This window comes from Streptomyces sp. NEAU-sy36 (genome assembly GCF_013423905.1).
Taxonomy (GTDB): Bacteria; Actinomycetota; Actinomycetes; order Streptomycetales; family Streptomycetaceae; genus Streptomyces; species Streptomyces misionensis.
Genome location: NZ_CP058977.1, coordinates 1,776,509 through 1,791,597 on the forward strand (window position 1 = coordinate 1,776,509; position 15,089 = coordinate 1,791,597).

Consider the following 15,089-nt stretch of genomic DNA (forward strand, 5'->3'; position numbering starts at 1 on the left):
AAGACGGCCCAACCCCCGGCGGGACCGTCACTCACGTGGCCCCCGCCAAAACGCCCCCCGGCCCCCGCAGCCGCAAAACTGCGGGCATGGGTATACGCATGCTTCACCGCCGGACGCCCGAGGCAGTCACCCGGGTCTGGGCGGACACCGCCTCGGCGCAGGCACCGACCGCCTCGCCGGTCCCGGCCCTCGCGGCCGACGCAAGCACCGCCCGCATCCCGGCCGACCCGGCCACGACCGTCCGCAGGGCCGCCGAGCACGTCCGGCGCGGACTCGCCGACCGGACCAGGGCGGTCAGGACCGGCCACGCCCCCGACTGGCGCCAGTGGGCCGATCTGGCCCGCGGCTATCTCGCCCTCGCGCTCACCCTGATCCCCCGCACGCGCCCCCGGCCCACCCTCACGGTCTTCGTCGCGTCCCCCGCCGAACGACCGGCCCCCCGCCACCGCGACCCCCGCGATCCCGGCCCGAGCGCCGCCTTCTGAACGACCGGCCCCTCCCGCGCCGTTGTCACCGTCCTGGCGGACCGCCGGGCGCGCCATGGCAACGACAGTTGGCCAACCGGTGAAAATCGGGCATGAACGGGTGCCCGCACAAAGCAAGTTGTCGTAGGGTCGCCTGCGGCGCCGTGCCTGGCGCACGGTCGCACAGCCATCACCACGTGGAAGGCGGCACAGGGGCAACCGGAACACCGGGTCAACCGTCACACCAGGGCGAGACACACAGACGGAAACGGACGCACGACGTCCACGGGAGGGGTTCACTCTATGGCGGCGCATTTCGGCAGGCGGCTCCGCAAGGGAGCGGCGACCACGGCCGTGGCCGCGGCAGCGGTCGCGGCACTCTCCGCTTCCCAGGCTCCGGGAGTGACCGGCGACGACCACGGCAGACAGACGGCGGCCGGTGCCTCCGCCCCGGTACCCGACGCCGCCGGCGGCGACGCCACGGGCAACTCGCCCTACTACACGGACCTGCCGCCGCTGACCAGTCCCAAGCCCAGTCCCTCGCCGACCACCGGCACCCCGGTCGTGCAGGGCGAGGCCGAGGCCGGCATACCGGCCACGGTGCTCGACGCGTACAAGAGGGCCGAGGCCGAACTGCGCACCTCCAAGCCCGGCTGCAACCTGCCCTGGCAACTCCTCGCCGCCATCGGCAAGGTGGAGTCCGGCCAGGCCCGCGGCGGCCAGGTCGGCGCCGACGGCACCACGCTGAGCCCGATCCTCGGCCCGGTGCTCGACGGCAACGGCTTCGCGCTCATCAAGGACACCGACCACGGCGAGTACGACGGCAACAGCCGGTACGACCAGGCCGTCGGGCCCATGCAGTTCATCCCGTCCACCTGGGCCTGGGCCGGCCGCGACGGCAACGGCGACGGCAAGAAGGACCCCAACAACATCTACGACGCCGCCCTCGCCGCCGGCCACTACCTGTGCCGCGGCGACCGGGACCTGTCCCGCGAGGCCGACCTGCACGCCGCGATCCTCGGCTACAACGCCTCGCAGGACTACCTGAACACCGTCCTGTCGTGGATGGAGTACTACCGCAAGGGCACCTACACCGTGCCCGACGGCAGCGGCGGCCTGCCCGGCCACCGCAGCGACGACGGCACCCCGCACGGCAGCACCTCCCCGAAGCCCTCGGACCCGCACACGCCGGGGCGGCAGGACCCGAAGGGCCCCACCGCACCGGCGAGTCCGTCGCCCACGAACCCGGGCGACGGCAAGGACGGCGGCCCGAGCACCGAGCCGCCCACGACGCCCGGCACGCCGCCGACCACGCAGCCGGCCACGCCGCCCACCGCCACCGACACCGTGGACCACCTCCGGAACACGGGCACCACCCGGCTCACCGCGATGGCCGGACACGCCTTCCCGGGGGCGATCGGCGCCCGCGCCGAGACCAAGGCCGGCGCGCCGGTGGCGAAGGTCCGCGTCCGGTTCACCATCACCGGGGACACCGACGCCACCTTCACCGGCGGCGAGAACGTGGCCACGGTCGCCACCGACGCCCAGGGCGTGGCCAAGGCCCCGGCACTCCAAGCGGGCGAGAGGACCGGTGACTTCAAGGTCACCGCCACCGTCGTGGGCCGCTCGCTCAAGGGCGTCGACTACCAGGCGACCGTCACCGAGCGCGCCGCCGACGCCCTCACCGCCACCGCGACCGGCGACACACCGCCCACCTGCACCCCGGGCGGCGAGTTCGCGGACCGGATCCAGGTGAAGGCGACCTACAAGGGCGCCGTCGCGGACAAGGTCGCGGCCACCGCCACCCTGGTCACCTCCGCGACCGACCCCACGGAGAACACCAAGGGCCCCTACTTCAAGGACGCCGACGGCAAGGCCGTACGCACCCTCACCGGCCTGAAGACCGACGCCAAGGGCCTGTTGACGCTGCCGAAGCTGTACGCCGACGACACCACCGGCACCTTCCTGCTCCGCATCACCACCCCCGGCGGCGGCACCCTCACCGTCCAGCTGAAGGTCGCCGCGGACGACACCGCCACGACGAGCCCGTCCCCGTCCCCGAGCCCGTCCGCCTCCTCCTGACGGACCGGCCCCTTCCGGACCGGCACGGCGCCCTCCCCGCTTCCAGCGGGGAGGCGCCGTCGTCCGCGCGCCGCCTTTCGCGCCCGGACCTGACGCACCGCCAGCAGCCGTCCGGGCGCCACCGCCGCCGACGCTCTCCCGGTCAGCGCCTGAGCCGCGCGTTGGTGTGCCGGGTGGGCTCGGCACCCGCCGGATCCTCGGGCCACGGGTGCTTCGGATAACGGCCGCGCAGCTCCGCCCGTACGTTCCGGTAGCCGTCCCGCCAGAACGACGCCAGGTCGGCCGTCACGGCGGCGGGCCGGCCCGCGGGGGAGAGCAGGTGCACCAGCAGCGGGACGCCCGCCACCGACGGCGTCCGCGCCAGCCCGAACATCTCCTGGAGCTTGACCGCGAGCACCGGCCGCTCCGGGTCCCGGTAGTCGATCCGGATCCTGGACCCGCTCGGCACGGTGATCCGCTCGGGCGCCAGCTCGTCCAGCCGGGCCGCCTCCCCGCTCGCCCAGGGCAGCAGCCGCGCCAGCGCCTGCCCGGCGTCGATCCGCGCCAGGTCCGCCCGGCGCCGGGCCCGGCCCAGCTCCGGCTCCAGCCACTGCGCCCAGCCGGCCAGCAGCGCCTCGTCCGACACGTCCGGCCACGGCTCCCCGAGGCGGGCGCGCAGGAACGCCAGCCGCTGCCGCAGCACCTCCGCGTCCGGCGTCCAGCGCAACAGGCCGAGCCCCTCCTGGCGCAGCCCGTCCAGCAGCGCCGCCCGCACCAGCTCCGGCGCCGGGTCCCGCAACGGCCGCACGGCCGACTCCACCGCCCCCAGCCGCTCGACACGCCGCGCCACGACGTCCCCCTCGGCCCAGCGCACCTCGTCCCGCTCCGCCAGCACCGCCCCGGCCGCGGCCCGCGCCACCTCCTCCGGCACGGCGGCCCCCAGCCGCACCCGGGCATGCCCCTTGCCGCCCGGCCGGTCGGCGACCGCCACGACGATCCACGGCGCGCCCCGCAACGCCGAACCCTCCGCCACCTCGGCCCGCGTCCCGGACACCATGAGGTACGACCCGCCGTCCCACTTCGCGATCCGCTCGGGAAAGGCGAGCGCGGCGACCAGCCCGGCGAGGTGCTCGTCACCGGTGCCCGGCCCGGCGCCGAGGGCGCCCTCCGACGGGCCGGCGGACGGCCCGGGCGACTGCGCCGACACCGCCCGCAGCCGCCGCACCTCCGCGGCCCAGCGCCCCGCGTAGGCGTCACCCCCGCGCCGCGCGCGCCGCAACGCGGCGGCGAGATCGTCGCCGTACTCCCGCGGCACCTCCTCCGACAGCAGCGCGACCACCTCGGCCCCCGCGCCCGCCGTGTCGAGCAGGGCCCGCCCCAGCCGGGGATGGACCCCGAGGCGGGACAGCCGCACCCCCCGGTCGACGGCCCGGCCCGCGGAGTCCACCGCGCCCACCGCCGCCAGCGCGGAGCGCGCCGCCGCCATCGCGCCGGGCGGCGGCGGATCCAGCAGCGCGAGCCCCGAGGCGTCCGGATCGCCCCAGCAGGCCGTCTGGAGGGCGAACGCGGTCAGATCGGCCACCTTGATCTCCGGTGCCGGGAACGCCGGCAGACGGCCGTCCTCGGCCTCCGCCCAGCACCGGTACACCGTCCCCGGCGCCTCACGCCCGGCCCGGCCCGCCCGCTGCCGCCCGGCCGCCCGTGAGGCCCGTACCGTCGTCAGACCGCCGATCCCGCGCGCATGGTCCACCCGCGGCTCCCGGGCGAGCCCCGAGTCCACCACCACCCGCACCCCGGGCACCGTCAGCGAGGACTCCGCGACCGACGTCGCCAGCACCACCCGGCGCCGCGCCCCGGGCGCCAGCACCGCCTCCTGCACGGCCGCCGGCGCCCGCCCGTGCACCTGGAGGACGTCCACCGCGCCCAGCTCCCCCAGCTGTCCGGCCACCCGCGCGATCTCGCCGACCCCCGGCAGGAAACACAGCACGTCACCGTCCCGCTCGGCCAGCGCCCGCCGCACCACCGACGCCACGTGCGCCAGCAGCGCGGGGTCCACCCGCATCCCGTGCGGCGGCCGGACCGGGCGCACGGGCGGCGCCCACACCACCTCCACGGGATGGCTCACGCCCGTCGCCTCCACCACCGGCGCCCCGCCCAGCAGCCGCGCCCACCCCTCGGCGTCCGTGGTCGCCGACGCCGCCACCAGCCGCAGCTCCGGCCGCAGGGTCTGCCGCACGTCCCACAGGAAGGCCGCCGCCGTGTCGGCGTCCAGATGCCGCTCATGACACTCGTCGAGCACCACGACGTCGGCCCCGGCCAGTTCCTGGTCGCGCTGGAGCCGCTGCAACAGCACGCCGGTGGTCACGACCTCCACCCGGGTGCCGCGGCCCACGGCCCGCTCGCCGCGCACCGTGAAGCCCACGCTCTCGCCGGGCCGCTCGCCCAGCAGCCACGCCATCCGCCGGGCCGCCGCTCGCGCCGCGATCCGCCGCGGCTCGGCCACCACGACCCGCCGCGCGGGACCGTCCCCGACCAGCCCCGCCAGCACCAGCGGCACCAGAGTCGTCTTGCCGGTGCCGGGCGGCGCCACCAGGACGGCGGTGCCGCCGTCCGCGAGCGCGTCGGTCAGGGCGGGCAGGGCGGAGCGCACGGGCAGCGCGTCCAGGGCGTCGTCACGGATCACGCCCCCAGTGTCGTACGACGTCCGGGAGGCCCCGCACGCCCGGTGCGCTGCCCGGTCCCGTCAGTCCCGCTCGCACACGAAGATGGCCGTGCCCGGGATCAGGCCGCCCCGCAGCGGGGACCAGCCGCCCCACTCGGAGCTGTTCCAGGCCGGCCACTCCGGCTCGACCAGGTCCACCAGGCGCAGACCCGAGGCCACGATGTCCCGCACCCGGTCGCCGAGCGTCCTGTGGTGCTCCACGTAGACCGCCCGGCCCTCCTCGTCCTGCTCCACGTAGGGCGTGCGGTCGAAGTAGGAGGCGGACACCGACAGGCCCTCGGGACCCGGCTCGTCCGGGAACGCCCAGCGGATCGGGTGGGTCACCGAGAAGACGAACCGCCCGCCCGGCCGCAGCACCCGCCGCACCTCGCGCAGCACAAGGCGCGGATCCGCGACGAACGGCAGCGCGCCGTACGCCGAGCACGCCAGGTCGAAGGAGCCGTCCGCGAACGGCAGCGCGCCCGCGTCCGCGCACACCAGCGGAAACGATCCGCCGATGCGCAGCGCGTGCTGGAGCTGGCGGTGCGAGAGGTCCAGGGCCACCGGGCGCGCCCCCTGGGCGGCCAGCCAGCGCGCGCACTGGGCCGCGCCGGCGCCGATCTCCAGGACGTCCTTGCCCTTCAGGTCCTCCGGCGGGCCGAGCAGCTCGGCCTCCACCTCGTCCAGGCCCTCCGGGCCCCACACGAACCGGTCGTCGCCGAGGAACGTGCCGTGCTCGACCTGGTACTCGTCCGCGTTGCGGTCCCACCAGCCGCGGTTGGCCCGGCTGCTCTCCGCGACCCCGGCGTCACGGCGGGTGGCTTCGGGCTCGAACCCCTCGGGCTCGGGCCGTTCCGGCTCTTGGATGATCGGCTCCCTCGTCGTAATCTTCCGTCCGACCCCCGGACGGAGGTATGCCGGAGAAGGGGTCGCACGGCCCCGTCACGCGGTCCTGTGGGACATTCTTGCGCCGGGTATGCGGCCGTCTGTCCCGGGTGTCCGCCTTCGCGCATTGACCCTGTCCGGCTGCCCCCGTATGCTACAAGTTGCGCTGCGGGCCTGCGCACCTCAGACGTAGCAGGCTGCGCTCGCATCTGTATGTATGTCCCCTCGGTTGTCGAGGCGCCACCGGGCACCCAGTGTCCTTATGGTTGGCGCTTCCTTGGCTGTCCGGCTTCTGCAGAGCGAAACGGGCTCCCGGCGTAAGCAGTACCTACGACTTCAATGTCCGTACCGGAGCCCTTTCCCACATGACGAGCAGCACCGAGACCACCGCCACCACCCCGCAGGTAGCGGTCAACGACATCGGTAACGAGGAAGCCTTCCTCGCAGCGATCGACGAGACGATCAAGTACTTCAACGACGGCGACATCGTCGACGGCGTCATCGTGAAGGTCGACCGGGACGAGGTCCTGCTCGACATCGGTTACAAGACCGAAGGTGTCATCCCGAGCCGCGAGCTCTCGATCAAGCACGACGTCGACCCGAACGAGGTCGTCGCCGTCGGCGACGAGATCGAGGCCCTGGTCCTCCAGAAGGAGGACAAGGAAGGCCGCCTGATCCTCTCGAAGAAGCGCGCCCAGTACGAGCGTGCCTGGGGCACCATCGAGAAGATCAAGGAAGAGGACGGCATCGTCACCGGTACCGTCATCGAGGTCGTCAAGGGTGGTCTCATCCTCGACATCGGCCTCCGCGGCTTCCTCCCGGCCTCCCTGGTCGAGATGCGCCGCGTCCGCGACCTCCAGCCGTACGTCGGCAAGGAGCTCGAGGCGAAGATCATCGAGCTGGACAAGAACCGCAACAACGTGGTCCTGTCCCGCCGTGCCTGGCTGGAGCAGACCCAGTCCGAGGTCCGCCAGACGTTCCTCACGACCCTCCAGAAGGGTCAGGTCCGCTCCGGTGTGGTCTCCTCGATCGTCAACTTCGGTGCCTTCGTGGACCTGGGTGGCGTCGACGGTCTGGTCCACGTCTCCGAGCTGTCCTGGAAGCACATCGACCACCCGTCCGAGGTCGTCGAGGTCGGCCAGGAGGTCACCGTCGAGGTCCTCGACGTCGACATGGACCGCGAGCGCGTCTCCCTGTCGCTGAAGGCGACCCAGGAAGACCCGTGGCAGCAGTTCGCCCGCACCCACCAGATCGGCCAGGTCGTGCCCGGCAAGGTCACGAAGCTGGTTCCGTTCGGTGCGTTCGTCCGCGTGGACGAGGGCATCGAGGGTCTGGTCCACATCTCCGAGCTGGCCGAGCGCCACGTGGAGATCCCGGAGCAGGTCGTCCAGGTCAACGACGAGATCTTCGTCAAGGTCATCGACATCGACCTCGAGCGTCGTCGCATCAGCCTGTCGCTGAAGCAGGCCAACGAGTCCTTCGGCGCCGACCCGTCGGCCGTCGAGTTCGACCCGACCCTGTACGGCATGGCCGCGTCCTACGACGACCAGGGCAACTACATCTACCCCGAGGGCTTCGACCCCGAGACCAACGACTGGCTCGAGGGCTACGAGAAGCAGCGCGAGGAGTGGGAGCGCCAGTACGCCGAGGCGCAGTCCCGCTTCGAGCAGCACCAGCAGCAGGTCATCAAGTCCCGCGAGGCCGACGCCGCTGCCGCGGCCGAGGGCGGCGAGGCTGCGGCTCCGGCCGCGACCGGCGGCTCGTACTCCTCCGAGGGCGCGGACAACTCCGGCGCGCTGGCCTCGGACGAGGCGCTGGCCGCGCTGCGCGAGAAGCTCGCCGGCGGCCAGAGCTGATCTCAGGCCGCTGAGGCTTGGCAGTTAGCTGCTGAGGGGCCCCACCTTTCGAGGTGGGGCCCCTCAGGGTTTTCCCGGGCGGTCCGGCCGTGGGCTGCCGCACGGTTCCCCGTGCCCCTCAGCCGGTCACCTGGATGTTGGTCAGGCCCTTGCCGTCCGTCACCGTGTTCGAGCTGTAGACCGTCGTCCGGCAGTCGGCGCCGTAGTTGGTGACGTCGATGGCCAGCCGGGTGGAGCCCGTGGCCCCCGTCAGGTTCGACTTGTTGCCCTTGAAGACCGTGCCGCAGCCCCAGCCGGGCTGCTGGCTGTGGGTCTGGTAGCCGTCGTTGCTGGTGCGGGTGCCGGTGTTGTCCTGGACCAGGACGTCGTTGCCCTTCACGTCGACCCAGGAGTCGTCGTAGTTGGCGCCGGTCAGGCCGCTGCCGTCGAAGGTGTTCCCGATGATCCGGGTGCCGGTCGTGCCCTCCTTGACGTCGACGTTCTCGCCGCCCACGTCCGGGCCGATGGTGTTGTCCAGGATCTGGATGCGGTCGCTGTTGTCGGACAGGGTGCTGGCGGTGCCCACGTACACGCCTTCGCCCATGCCGTCGCCGTCCCTCCCGGTGTCGTAGATCCGCGAGTTCCTGATCACGCCGTCCGTGCTGGAGTTGCGGAAGTGCACCCCCTCCATCGCCAGTCCGTGCACCGTGACGCCGTCGACGGTCACGCCCTTGGAGGCGTCGATCACGATGCCCTTCTGGCCGCCGGCCACCGTGAGCCCGCTGACCGTCCAGTAGGAGGCGCCGTTCAGATGGAGGCCGTAGCCGCCGCCGGCGGTGAGCACGGCCTCGGCGGAGCCGGTGAGGGTGATGCGGGCGGACGCGGTGGCCGGCGTGGTCGCGTTGAAGTTCCCGCTGTAGGTGCCGTCGGCGAGATGGATCGTGTCGCCGGGCCGCGCGTTCGCGAGGGCGGTCTTCAGCTGGGCCGCGGTCGTCACCTCGACGGTGGAGGCGGCGACGGACGGACTCGGCGCGACGAGGAGCAGACCGCCGGTGACGGCGGCCGTGCCGAGCAGGACGGTGAGCGGCGTGCGTGGACGCATGGGGGGCTGCCTTCCTGGCGTACGGGCGCTTGGTCTCATACTTCGGGGCGGCGCGAATCTCATACATGAACCACGGCCGTCATCGTGAACGACGGTCTCCGAGAAGGTACGGACCAGGTGACGGGGCGTCAAGATGCCCGGAGAGGGACCGCCGATCCACGGCGTGTCGCGGGAATGGTCCCGTGCCGGGGCACGTTGTAGGAGTGGAACAGGAGGAGGAGCGGTCATAGTGCTTGATCCGCAGGGTTTGTACGCATGGGAGCCGAAGGGCCTCGCCGTGGTCGACATGGCGCTCGCCCAGGAATCGGCCGGCCTTGTCATGCTCTACCACTTCGACGGATACATCGACGCGGGCGAGACCGGTGACCAGATCGTCGACCGGCTGCTCGACTCGCTGCCCCACCAGGTCGTGGCGCGCTTCGACCACGACCGCCTCGTGGACTACCGGGCCCGCCGGCCCCTGCTCACCTTCAAGCGCGACCGCTGGACCGACTACGAGACCCCGGCCATAGAGGTCCACATCGTCCAGGACGCCACCGGCGCCCCCTTCCTGCTGCTGTCCGGGCCCGAGCCGGACGTGGAGTGGGAGCGTTTCTCGACGGCCGTACGGCAGATCGCCGACCGGCTCGGCGTCCGTCTGGCCGTGAACTTCAGCGGCCTGCCCATGGGCGTGCCCCACACCCGCCCCGTGGGCCTGACCCCGCACGGCAACCGCGCGGACCTCGTCCCCGGCCACCGCAGCCCCTTCGAGGAGGCCCAGGTGCCGGGCAGCGTGGAGCAGCTGGTGGAGTACCGCCTCATGCAGGCGGGGCACGACGTGCTGGGAGTCGCCGCACACGTGCCGCACTACGTCGCGCGCTCCCCGTACCCGGACGCCGCCCTGACCGTCCTGGAGGCGATCACCGCGGCCACCGGACTGGTCCTGCCCGGCATCGCGCACTCCCTGCGCACCGAGGCCCGCCGCACCCAGACCGAGATCGACCGGCAGATCCAGGAGGGCGACGAGGAACTGACCTCGCTCGTCCAGGGACTTGAGCACCAGTACGACGCGGCGGCCGGCGCCGAGACCCGGGGCAACATGCTCGCCGAGCCGGTGGAGATCCCCTCCGCGGACGAGATCGGGCGCGAGTTCGAGCGGTTCCTGGCGGAGCGGGAGGGCGAGGCCTGACCACCGGCCGGCCCTGCCGCCGTCCGTGGCAGGGCCTAAGCTTCCGCTCATGCTGAAAGTTGGCCTGACCGGCGGCATCGGTGCCGGCAAGAGCGAGGTGTCGCGGCTGCTCGTCAAGCACGGTGCCGTGCTGATCGACGCGGACCGCATCGCCCGTGAGGTCGTCGCGCCCGGCACGCCCGGCCTGCGGGCCGTGGTCGAGGCCTTCGGCGCGGACGTCCTGGCCCCGGACGGAAGCCTCGACCGGCCCCGGCTCGGCTCGATCGTCTTCGCCGACCCGGACAAGCTCGCCGTCCTCAACTCGATCGTGCACCCCCTGGTCGGCGCCCGCTCCCGTGAGCTGGAGGAGGCCGCGGCCCCGGACGCCGTGGTGATCCACGACGTGCCCCTGCTGACCGAGAACGGCCTCGCGCCGCTGTACGACCTGGTGGTCGTCGTGGACGCGCGCCCCGAGACCCAGCTCGACCGGCTGACACGGCTGCGGGGGATGACCGAGGAGGACGCCCGCGCCCGGATGGCCGCGCAGGCCACCCGCGAGCAGCGGCGCGCGATCGCCGACATCGTGATCGACAACGACGTGCCGTTGGACGCGCTGCGCGAGCGCGTCGACGCGGTCTGGGACGACCTGGTCCGTCGCGCCCGTGGCACCTTCGCCGCGGACGGGTCCACGGAATAGCGGTCCGCGCGGGGGCGTTGAACTTCCGGAACAAGGGAAGGACTGTGCCGTGCCCGAGACCAGCGGTTCGCCCGGACCCACTCCGGAGACCCATGTCATCGACTTCCGCGCCGCCGAGCAGCTGCTCAACGCGCGGGATCCCCGGGGTGCGGTGAAGCTGCTCGACGGGGTCATCGCCGCGCACCCCGAGAACACCGCGGCCCGCCTGCTGCGCGCGCGTGCCTTCTTCGCCGCCGCGCAACTGCGCCCCGCGGAGCTGGAGTTCACCATCGTGCTGGAACGGGAGCCGGACAACGCGTTCGCGCACTTCGCTCTCGCCCGCACCTATGAACGCCAGGGCCGCCCCGACCAGGCCAAACGCCACTTCCGGCTGGCGGCGGCGCTCGACCCCAACCCCGAGTACCTGAAGGCGGCGCGCTTCGACGGCTGACGGACCGGGGCTCCTGTCAGGGGTGCCCGTGTCCGTGCCGGCGCGGGCGCCAGTGGCGCGTCGGCGGCCGAGGGTACGGCTGCCCGTCGCGCGGCGGCTGGTACGGCGGCACATCGCGGCCCGGCTGGTAGTGCGGGCCCTGCCGGATGTGCCGGACGATCACCGTCATGTCGGCGACGATCACCAGCAGCAGCACTCCGCAGGCCGCCGCCCAGCCGGGTAGCCCGACCAGCGCGAACAACGCCGTGCCGAAGACCGCCCAGACCAGCCCCCACACGCTCAGCCACAGCCGCGCCCGCAGCGCACTGCGCGCGGTCGCCGGTTCACTGCCCGTACGCATGGGAACTCATCACTCCTCCTTGCAACGTACTCTTCGGCGGCAAGGCGCACCAACGGCGTCCGCCGGACGCGGGCCGAGGGCGCCGCGGAGTTCCCGCTCGGCGGCGCTTAGCTCGAACGAGTGAACTACGGTCGAACGGGAACGGGCGGTCGGAAGCGGGCCGTTGTCCGGGCATGACGGTCGACATGCGTGAGGGATACGAGGGCACGGGAAGCGGCGCGATCACCCCGGACGGCTGCGCGGTGGAGGTCTACTCGCGGCTGCCCGCGGGGCCGGAGCCGGACATCATCGCCGCGGCGGTACCGGCCGGGGCGCACATCCTGGAACTGGGCAGCGGGGTGGGCCGGATGACCCATCCGCTGCTGGAGCGGGGGTTCACGGTCACCGCGGTGGACGAGTCCGCGGAGATGCTGGCCCGGATCCACGGGGCGCGCACGATATGCCGCCCCATCGAGGAACTGGACCTCGGGGACGAGAAGTTCGACGTGGTGCTGCTCGCGTCGTTCCTGGTCCACGCCGGTGACGAGGCGGTGCGCCGGGGCCTGCTGCGCACCTGCGCCCGCCATGTGGCCGAGGGGGGCAGCGTCCTCATCCAGCGGGAGGGCGAGAACTACCACACCGATGTGCCCAGAGAGCGGGTCGACCCCGGCGGCTTCACGGTCCGGATCGCCTCGGTGCGGCCCGTGGGGGACGGGGTCAACTCCGTCCACGTCGAGTACACGTTCCCGGACGGCACCTGGACCCAGACCTTCCTCGCCCGGCCCCTGACCCAGGAGCAGTTCGAAGCGGCGCTCGCGGAGGCGGGACTGGAGGTGGACGAGTACCTGACCGCGGACGGGACATGGGTACGGGCCGTGCCGGTGGCGTAGGCGCGCGGTGACGGCGGCCGGCCCTGCGGAGGTCCGTCCGCCGGGGCACCGGCCGGCGTTGCGGCGGCGCCGCCCGTCAGCGTCCCTTGGGCCGCCCGCCAGGACCGGCGAAGCCGGCGGCGGGGCCCGGGGCGGCGAGGCCGCGCAGGCGCTCCATCTCCCGGCGGTCACGCTTGGTGGGGCGGCCGGCGCCCCGGTCGCGCAGGCCGGCGGGGGCGACGGCCTCGCGGGGCGGGGGCGGAGGGGAGTTGTCGATGTAGCACTGCACGGCCACGGGCGCGCCGACCCGCTTGCGGATGAGGCGCTTGACGATCACCACCCGCTCCCGGCCCTCATGCCGCAGCCGCACCTCGTCGCCCACCCGGACGGAGTACGCCGGCTTCACCCGCTCACCGTTCACATGCACATGCCCACCACGACAGGCGGCGGCGCCCAGGGAACGCGTCTTGATCAGCCGTACGGCCCAGATCCAGCTGTCGATCCGGACCGTCTCGCCGTTGCCCGGCCCCGCGGCCTCGGCGGCGGCCACCTTGGGGTCGAGCGGTTGGCCGGCACGGGCACCGGAGTCCTCGGCGGGCCGGTCGGGGCCCGTCCCGGCGGGCCCGACGGTGCCAGGGTTCACGTTCTCGTCCGTGTCCTCGGAAGCCATGTTCCGACCCTAACGCCCCGGGCCGGATGAGCCGGACCTGTTTTCCCGGGGCGGCCCGGGGCCCGGGCGGGAGCCGCCGGGAGAAGAGAGAGAAGGAAGGAGGAGAGGCGTCACCCGAAGATCACGGACATGGGTCGCGGTGCCCTGGGCATACGGTGGCCGTATGGACTACAGCGGTGCTCTCGCCCGGCTGGACCGGCGCCTCACGGGCTGCCGGGCCTGCCCCCGGCTGGTGGAGTGGCGCGAGGAGGTCGCGCGCACCAAACGGGCCGCGTTCGCCGACTGGACGTACTGGGGCCGGCCGGTGCCCGGCTTCGGTCCCGCGGACGCCCGGCTGCTGATCATCGGTCTGGCCCCGGCGGCGCACGGCGGCAACCGCACCGGGCGCATGTTCACCGGCGACCGCTCCGGGGACGTGCTCTACCAGGCGCTGTACGACGTGGGCCTCGCCAACCGCCCCACCTCGGTCAGCGCCGACGACGGACTGGAGCTGCACGGAGTCCGGGTCACCGCTCCCGTGCACTGCGCGCCGCCCGCCAACAAGCCGACCCCCGGCGAGCGCGACACCTGCCGGTCCTGGCTGGTCCAGGAGCTGCATCTGCTGCGCCCGACGGTGCGGGCCGCGGTGGTCCTCGGCGCCTTCGGCTGGCAGGCGGCGCTGCCCGCGTTCGCCGAGGCGGGCTGGACCGTCCCCCGGCCCCGTCCGGCCTTCGCGCACGGCGCCCGGGTCGCCCTCGACGACCTGGACCTCTTCGGCTGTTTCCACGTCAGCCAGCGCAACACCTTCACCGGCCGGCTGACCCCGGAGATGCTGCGCGAGGTCCTGCGCACGGCCGCGGAGACGGCGGGACTGCCGGTGTCCTGACGCCCCGGCCCGGCCGCGGTGCCCGGCGCGGGCAAGCCCCGGAGAGGGGCGTACCCGCCTTTCCGCAAGGCACCTTCAGGGCTGCCACACGTACCGTACGTCCGGCTCCCGCTCCTCGTTGCCGTGGCCGTCCGTGGTCTCGACGGCGACGAAGCCGTGGCGTTCGTAGAAGCGCCGGGCGGGTCCGTTGACCTGGAAGGTCCACAGGCTCAGCCGGTCCGGGCAGCGCTCCTTGGCCACCGCCATGAACCGGTCGCCGAGCCCCCGCCCCCGCCATCGCGGGTCCAGGTACAGCTGGGACAGCAGTTCCCCGTCGAGCACCATCACCCCGACGATCCGCTCCTCGTCCGCCTCCGCCACCCAGGTCTCGCGCAGCGGCACGACCACGTCCCGGAAGTAGTCCTGGACCTCCTCGTCGGTGCGCGGCCGTACGACCGTGGGCAGCGCGGCGCCGAACGACCGCAGCCAGACATCGGCGGCGGCCCGGGCGTCCGCCGCCACGGCCCGCCGCAGGACCACCCCGGTCACCGTTGTTCCCCGGCGTCCGCAGGTCCGTCGGGCACCACCGCGGTCGCCGTGATCTCCACCAGCTGTCCGGTGTACCCGAGGCAGGCGACGCCGAGCAGGGTGGACGAGTGCGGGCCCTTGCTCAGCCCGGAGTCCTCCACGACCCGCCAGACCGCCGACAGGGTCGCGGGCTCATCGCCCACGACGTACACCTCCGTCCGCAGAACGTGCGCCAAGTCGCTGCCCACAGCGTGCAGTTGTGCGCTCAGATTGGCGATCACCTGCTCGGCCTGGCGCACGGGATCGCCGGGTCCGACGAGTTCGCCCCGCTCGTCGAGCGGTACGGTCCCGGCGAGGAACGCCAGTCGGGTGCCCGCCTCGACCACGGAGGCGTGGGAGTAGGTGGGCGGCGGGAAGAGGGTCGGAACGGTGACGCGCTGGATCACGGATCAGCTCCTGGGACGGTCAGCGGACAACCTCCCGATCATCGGCCCCCGTCGGGCGCGCGCGCATCCCAATTTCCCGGCGGGGAGGACA

15 protein-coding genes are annotated in these 15,089 nt (G+C 73.4%); 8 read left to right on the plus strand and 7 right to left on the minus strand.

The features are described 5' to 3' along the window. Positions 1–86 precede the first annotated feature (86 nt). On the plus strand, positions 87–485 hold the full coding sequence (locus tag HZZ00_RS08030) for a hypothetical protein (RefSeq protein ID WP_180331550.1): 399 nt from the start codon (positions 87–89) through the stop codon (positions 483–485). Positions 486–767: 282 nt separating this feature from the next. After that, positions 768–2,546 (plus strand): lytic transglycosylase domain-containing protein, encoded by a 1,779-nt coding sequence (locus tag HZZ00_RS08035; protein ID WP_180331551.1) that lies wholly within the window; start codon positions 768–770, stop codon positions 2,544–2,546. A 142-nt stretch (positions 2,547–2,688) separates the two neighbouring features. Here HZZ00_RS08035 and hrpB read toward each other — a convergent pair whose 3' ends face one another. Together hrpB and HZZ00_RS08045 are read right to left on the minus strand one after the other, a co-directional pair. After that, positions 2,689–5,208, minus strand: coding sequence for an ATP-dependent helicase HrpB (gene hrpB / locus HZZ00_RS08040; protein ID WP_180331552.1), 2,520 nt, complete (start codon positions 5,206–5,208; stop codon positions 2,689–2,691). Between the two features lie 60 nt (positions 5,209–5,268). Next, positions 5,269–6,114: a class I SAM-dependent methyltransferase gene (locus HZZ00_RS08045; RefSeq protein ID WP_180333424.1), complete on the minus strand. Its 846-nt coding sequence runs from the start codon at positions 6,112–6,114 to the stop codon at positions 5,269–5,271. A 362-nt stretch (positions 6,115–6,476) separates the two neighbouring features. On the opposite strand from HZZ00_RS08045, the gene rpsA reads away from it, so the two are divergent. Next, positions 6,477–7,967 carry a 30S ribosomal protein S1 gene (rpsA, locus tag HZZ00_RS08050; RefSeq protein ID WP_180331553.1) on the plus strand — a complete coding sequence of 497 codons (1,491 nt, stop codon included), beginning with the start codon at positions 6,477–6,479 and terminating at the stop codon, positions 7,965–7,967. Positions 7,968–8,085: 118 nt separating this feature from the next. On the opposite strand, the gene HZZ00_RS08055 is transcribed toward rpsA, so the two are convergent. Then, positions 8,086–9,048 (minus strand): nitrous oxide reductase family maturation protein NosD, encoded by a 963-nt coding sequence (locus HZZ00_RS08055; RefSeq protein ID WP_180331554.1) that lies wholly within the window; start codon positions 9,046–9,048, stop codon positions 8,086–8,088. Between the two features lie 229 nt (positions 9,049–9,277). Here HZZ00_RS08055 and HZZ00_RS08060 point away from each other — a divergent pair, with 229 nt between their 5' ends. The 3 genes from HZZ00_RS08060 to HZZ00_RS08070 are packed head-to-tail and all read left to right on the plus strand — an operon-like array spanning position 9,278 to position 11,322. After that, entirely contained in the window at positions 9,278–10,216 is a 939-nt protein-coding gene (locus tag HZZ00_RS08060) for a proteasome assembly chaperone family protein (RefSeq protein ID WP_070028509.1), read from the plus strand. Positions 10,217–10,265: 49 nt separating this feature from the next. Next, positions 10,266–10,892, plus strand: a complete 627-nt coding sequence (coaE, locus tag HZZ00_RS08065; RefSeq protein WP_180331555.1) for a dephospho-CoA kinase — start codon at positions 10,266–10,268, stop codon at positions 10,890–10,892. Positions 10,893–10,941: 49 nt separating this feature from the next. Then, a complete protein-coding gene (locus HZZ00_RS08070) occupies positions 10,942–11,322 on the plus strand; it encodes a M48 family metallopeptidase (protein ID WP_180331556.1) in 381 nt (126 codons plus the stop codon). A 16-nt stretch (positions 11,323–11,338) separates the two neighbouring features. Here HZZ00_RS08070 and HZZ00_RS08075 read toward each other — a convergent pair whose 3' ends face one another. Then, on the minus strand, positions 11,339–11,662 hold the full coding sequence (locus HZZ00_RS08075; RefSeq protein WP_180331557.1) for a DUF6343 family protein: 324 nt from the start codon (positions 11,660–11,662) through the stop codon (positions 11,339–11,341). A 185-nt stretch (positions 11,663–11,847) separates the two neighbouring features. Between HZZ00_RS08075 and HZZ00_RS08080 the strand changes: the two genes are divergently transcribed. Continuing rightward, positions 11,848–12,531, plus strand: coding sequence for a bifunctional 2-polyprenyl-6-hydroxyphenol methylase/3-demethylubiquinol 3-O-methyltransferase UbiG (locus HZZ00_RS08080; RefSeq protein ID WP_180331558.1), 684 nt, complete (start codon positions 11,848–11,850; stop codon positions 12,529–12,531). A gap of 76 nt (positions 12,532–12,607) precedes the next feature. Here the strand turns inward: HZZ00_RS08080 and HZZ00_RS08085 are convergent, their stop codons facing one another. Beyond that, positions 12,608–13,180, minus strand: coding sequence for an RNA-binding S4 domain-containing protein (locus HZZ00_RS08085; RefSeq protein WP_257585714.1), 573 nt, complete (start codon positions 13,178–13,180; stop codon positions 12,608–12,610). 163 nt (positions 13,181–13,343) lie between these two features. On the opposite strand from HZZ00_RS08085, the gene HZZ00_RS08090 reads away from it, so the two are divergent. After that, positions 13,344–14,045, plus strand: a complete 702-nt coding sequence (locus HZZ00_RS08090; RefSeq protein WP_180331559.1) for a uracil-DNA glycosylase — start codon at positions 13,344–13,346, stop codon at positions 14,043–14,045. Positions 14,046–14,120: 75 nt separating this feature from the next. On the opposite strand, the gene HZZ00_RS08095 is transcribed toward HZZ00_RS08090, so the two are convergent. Together HZZ00_RS08095 and HZZ00_RS08100 are read right to left on the minus strand one after the other, a co-directional pair. After that, positions 14,121–14,573, minus strand: a complete 453-nt coding sequence (locus HZZ00_RS08095) for a GNAT family N-acetyltransferase (RefSeq protein ID WP_180331560.1) — start codon at positions 14,571–14,573, stop codon at positions 14,121–14,123. Then, positions 14,570–14,998 carry a RidA family protein gene (locus tag HZZ00_RS08100; RefSeq protein WP_180331561.1) on the minus strand — a complete coding sequence of 143 codons (429 nt, stop codon included), beginning with the start codon at positions 14,996–14,998 and terminating at the stop codon, positions 14,570–14,572. Before HZZ00_RS08100 ends, HZZ00_RS08095 begins: the two co-directional genes overlap by 4 nt. Between the last annotated feature and the right edge of the window lie 91 nt (positions 14,999–15,089).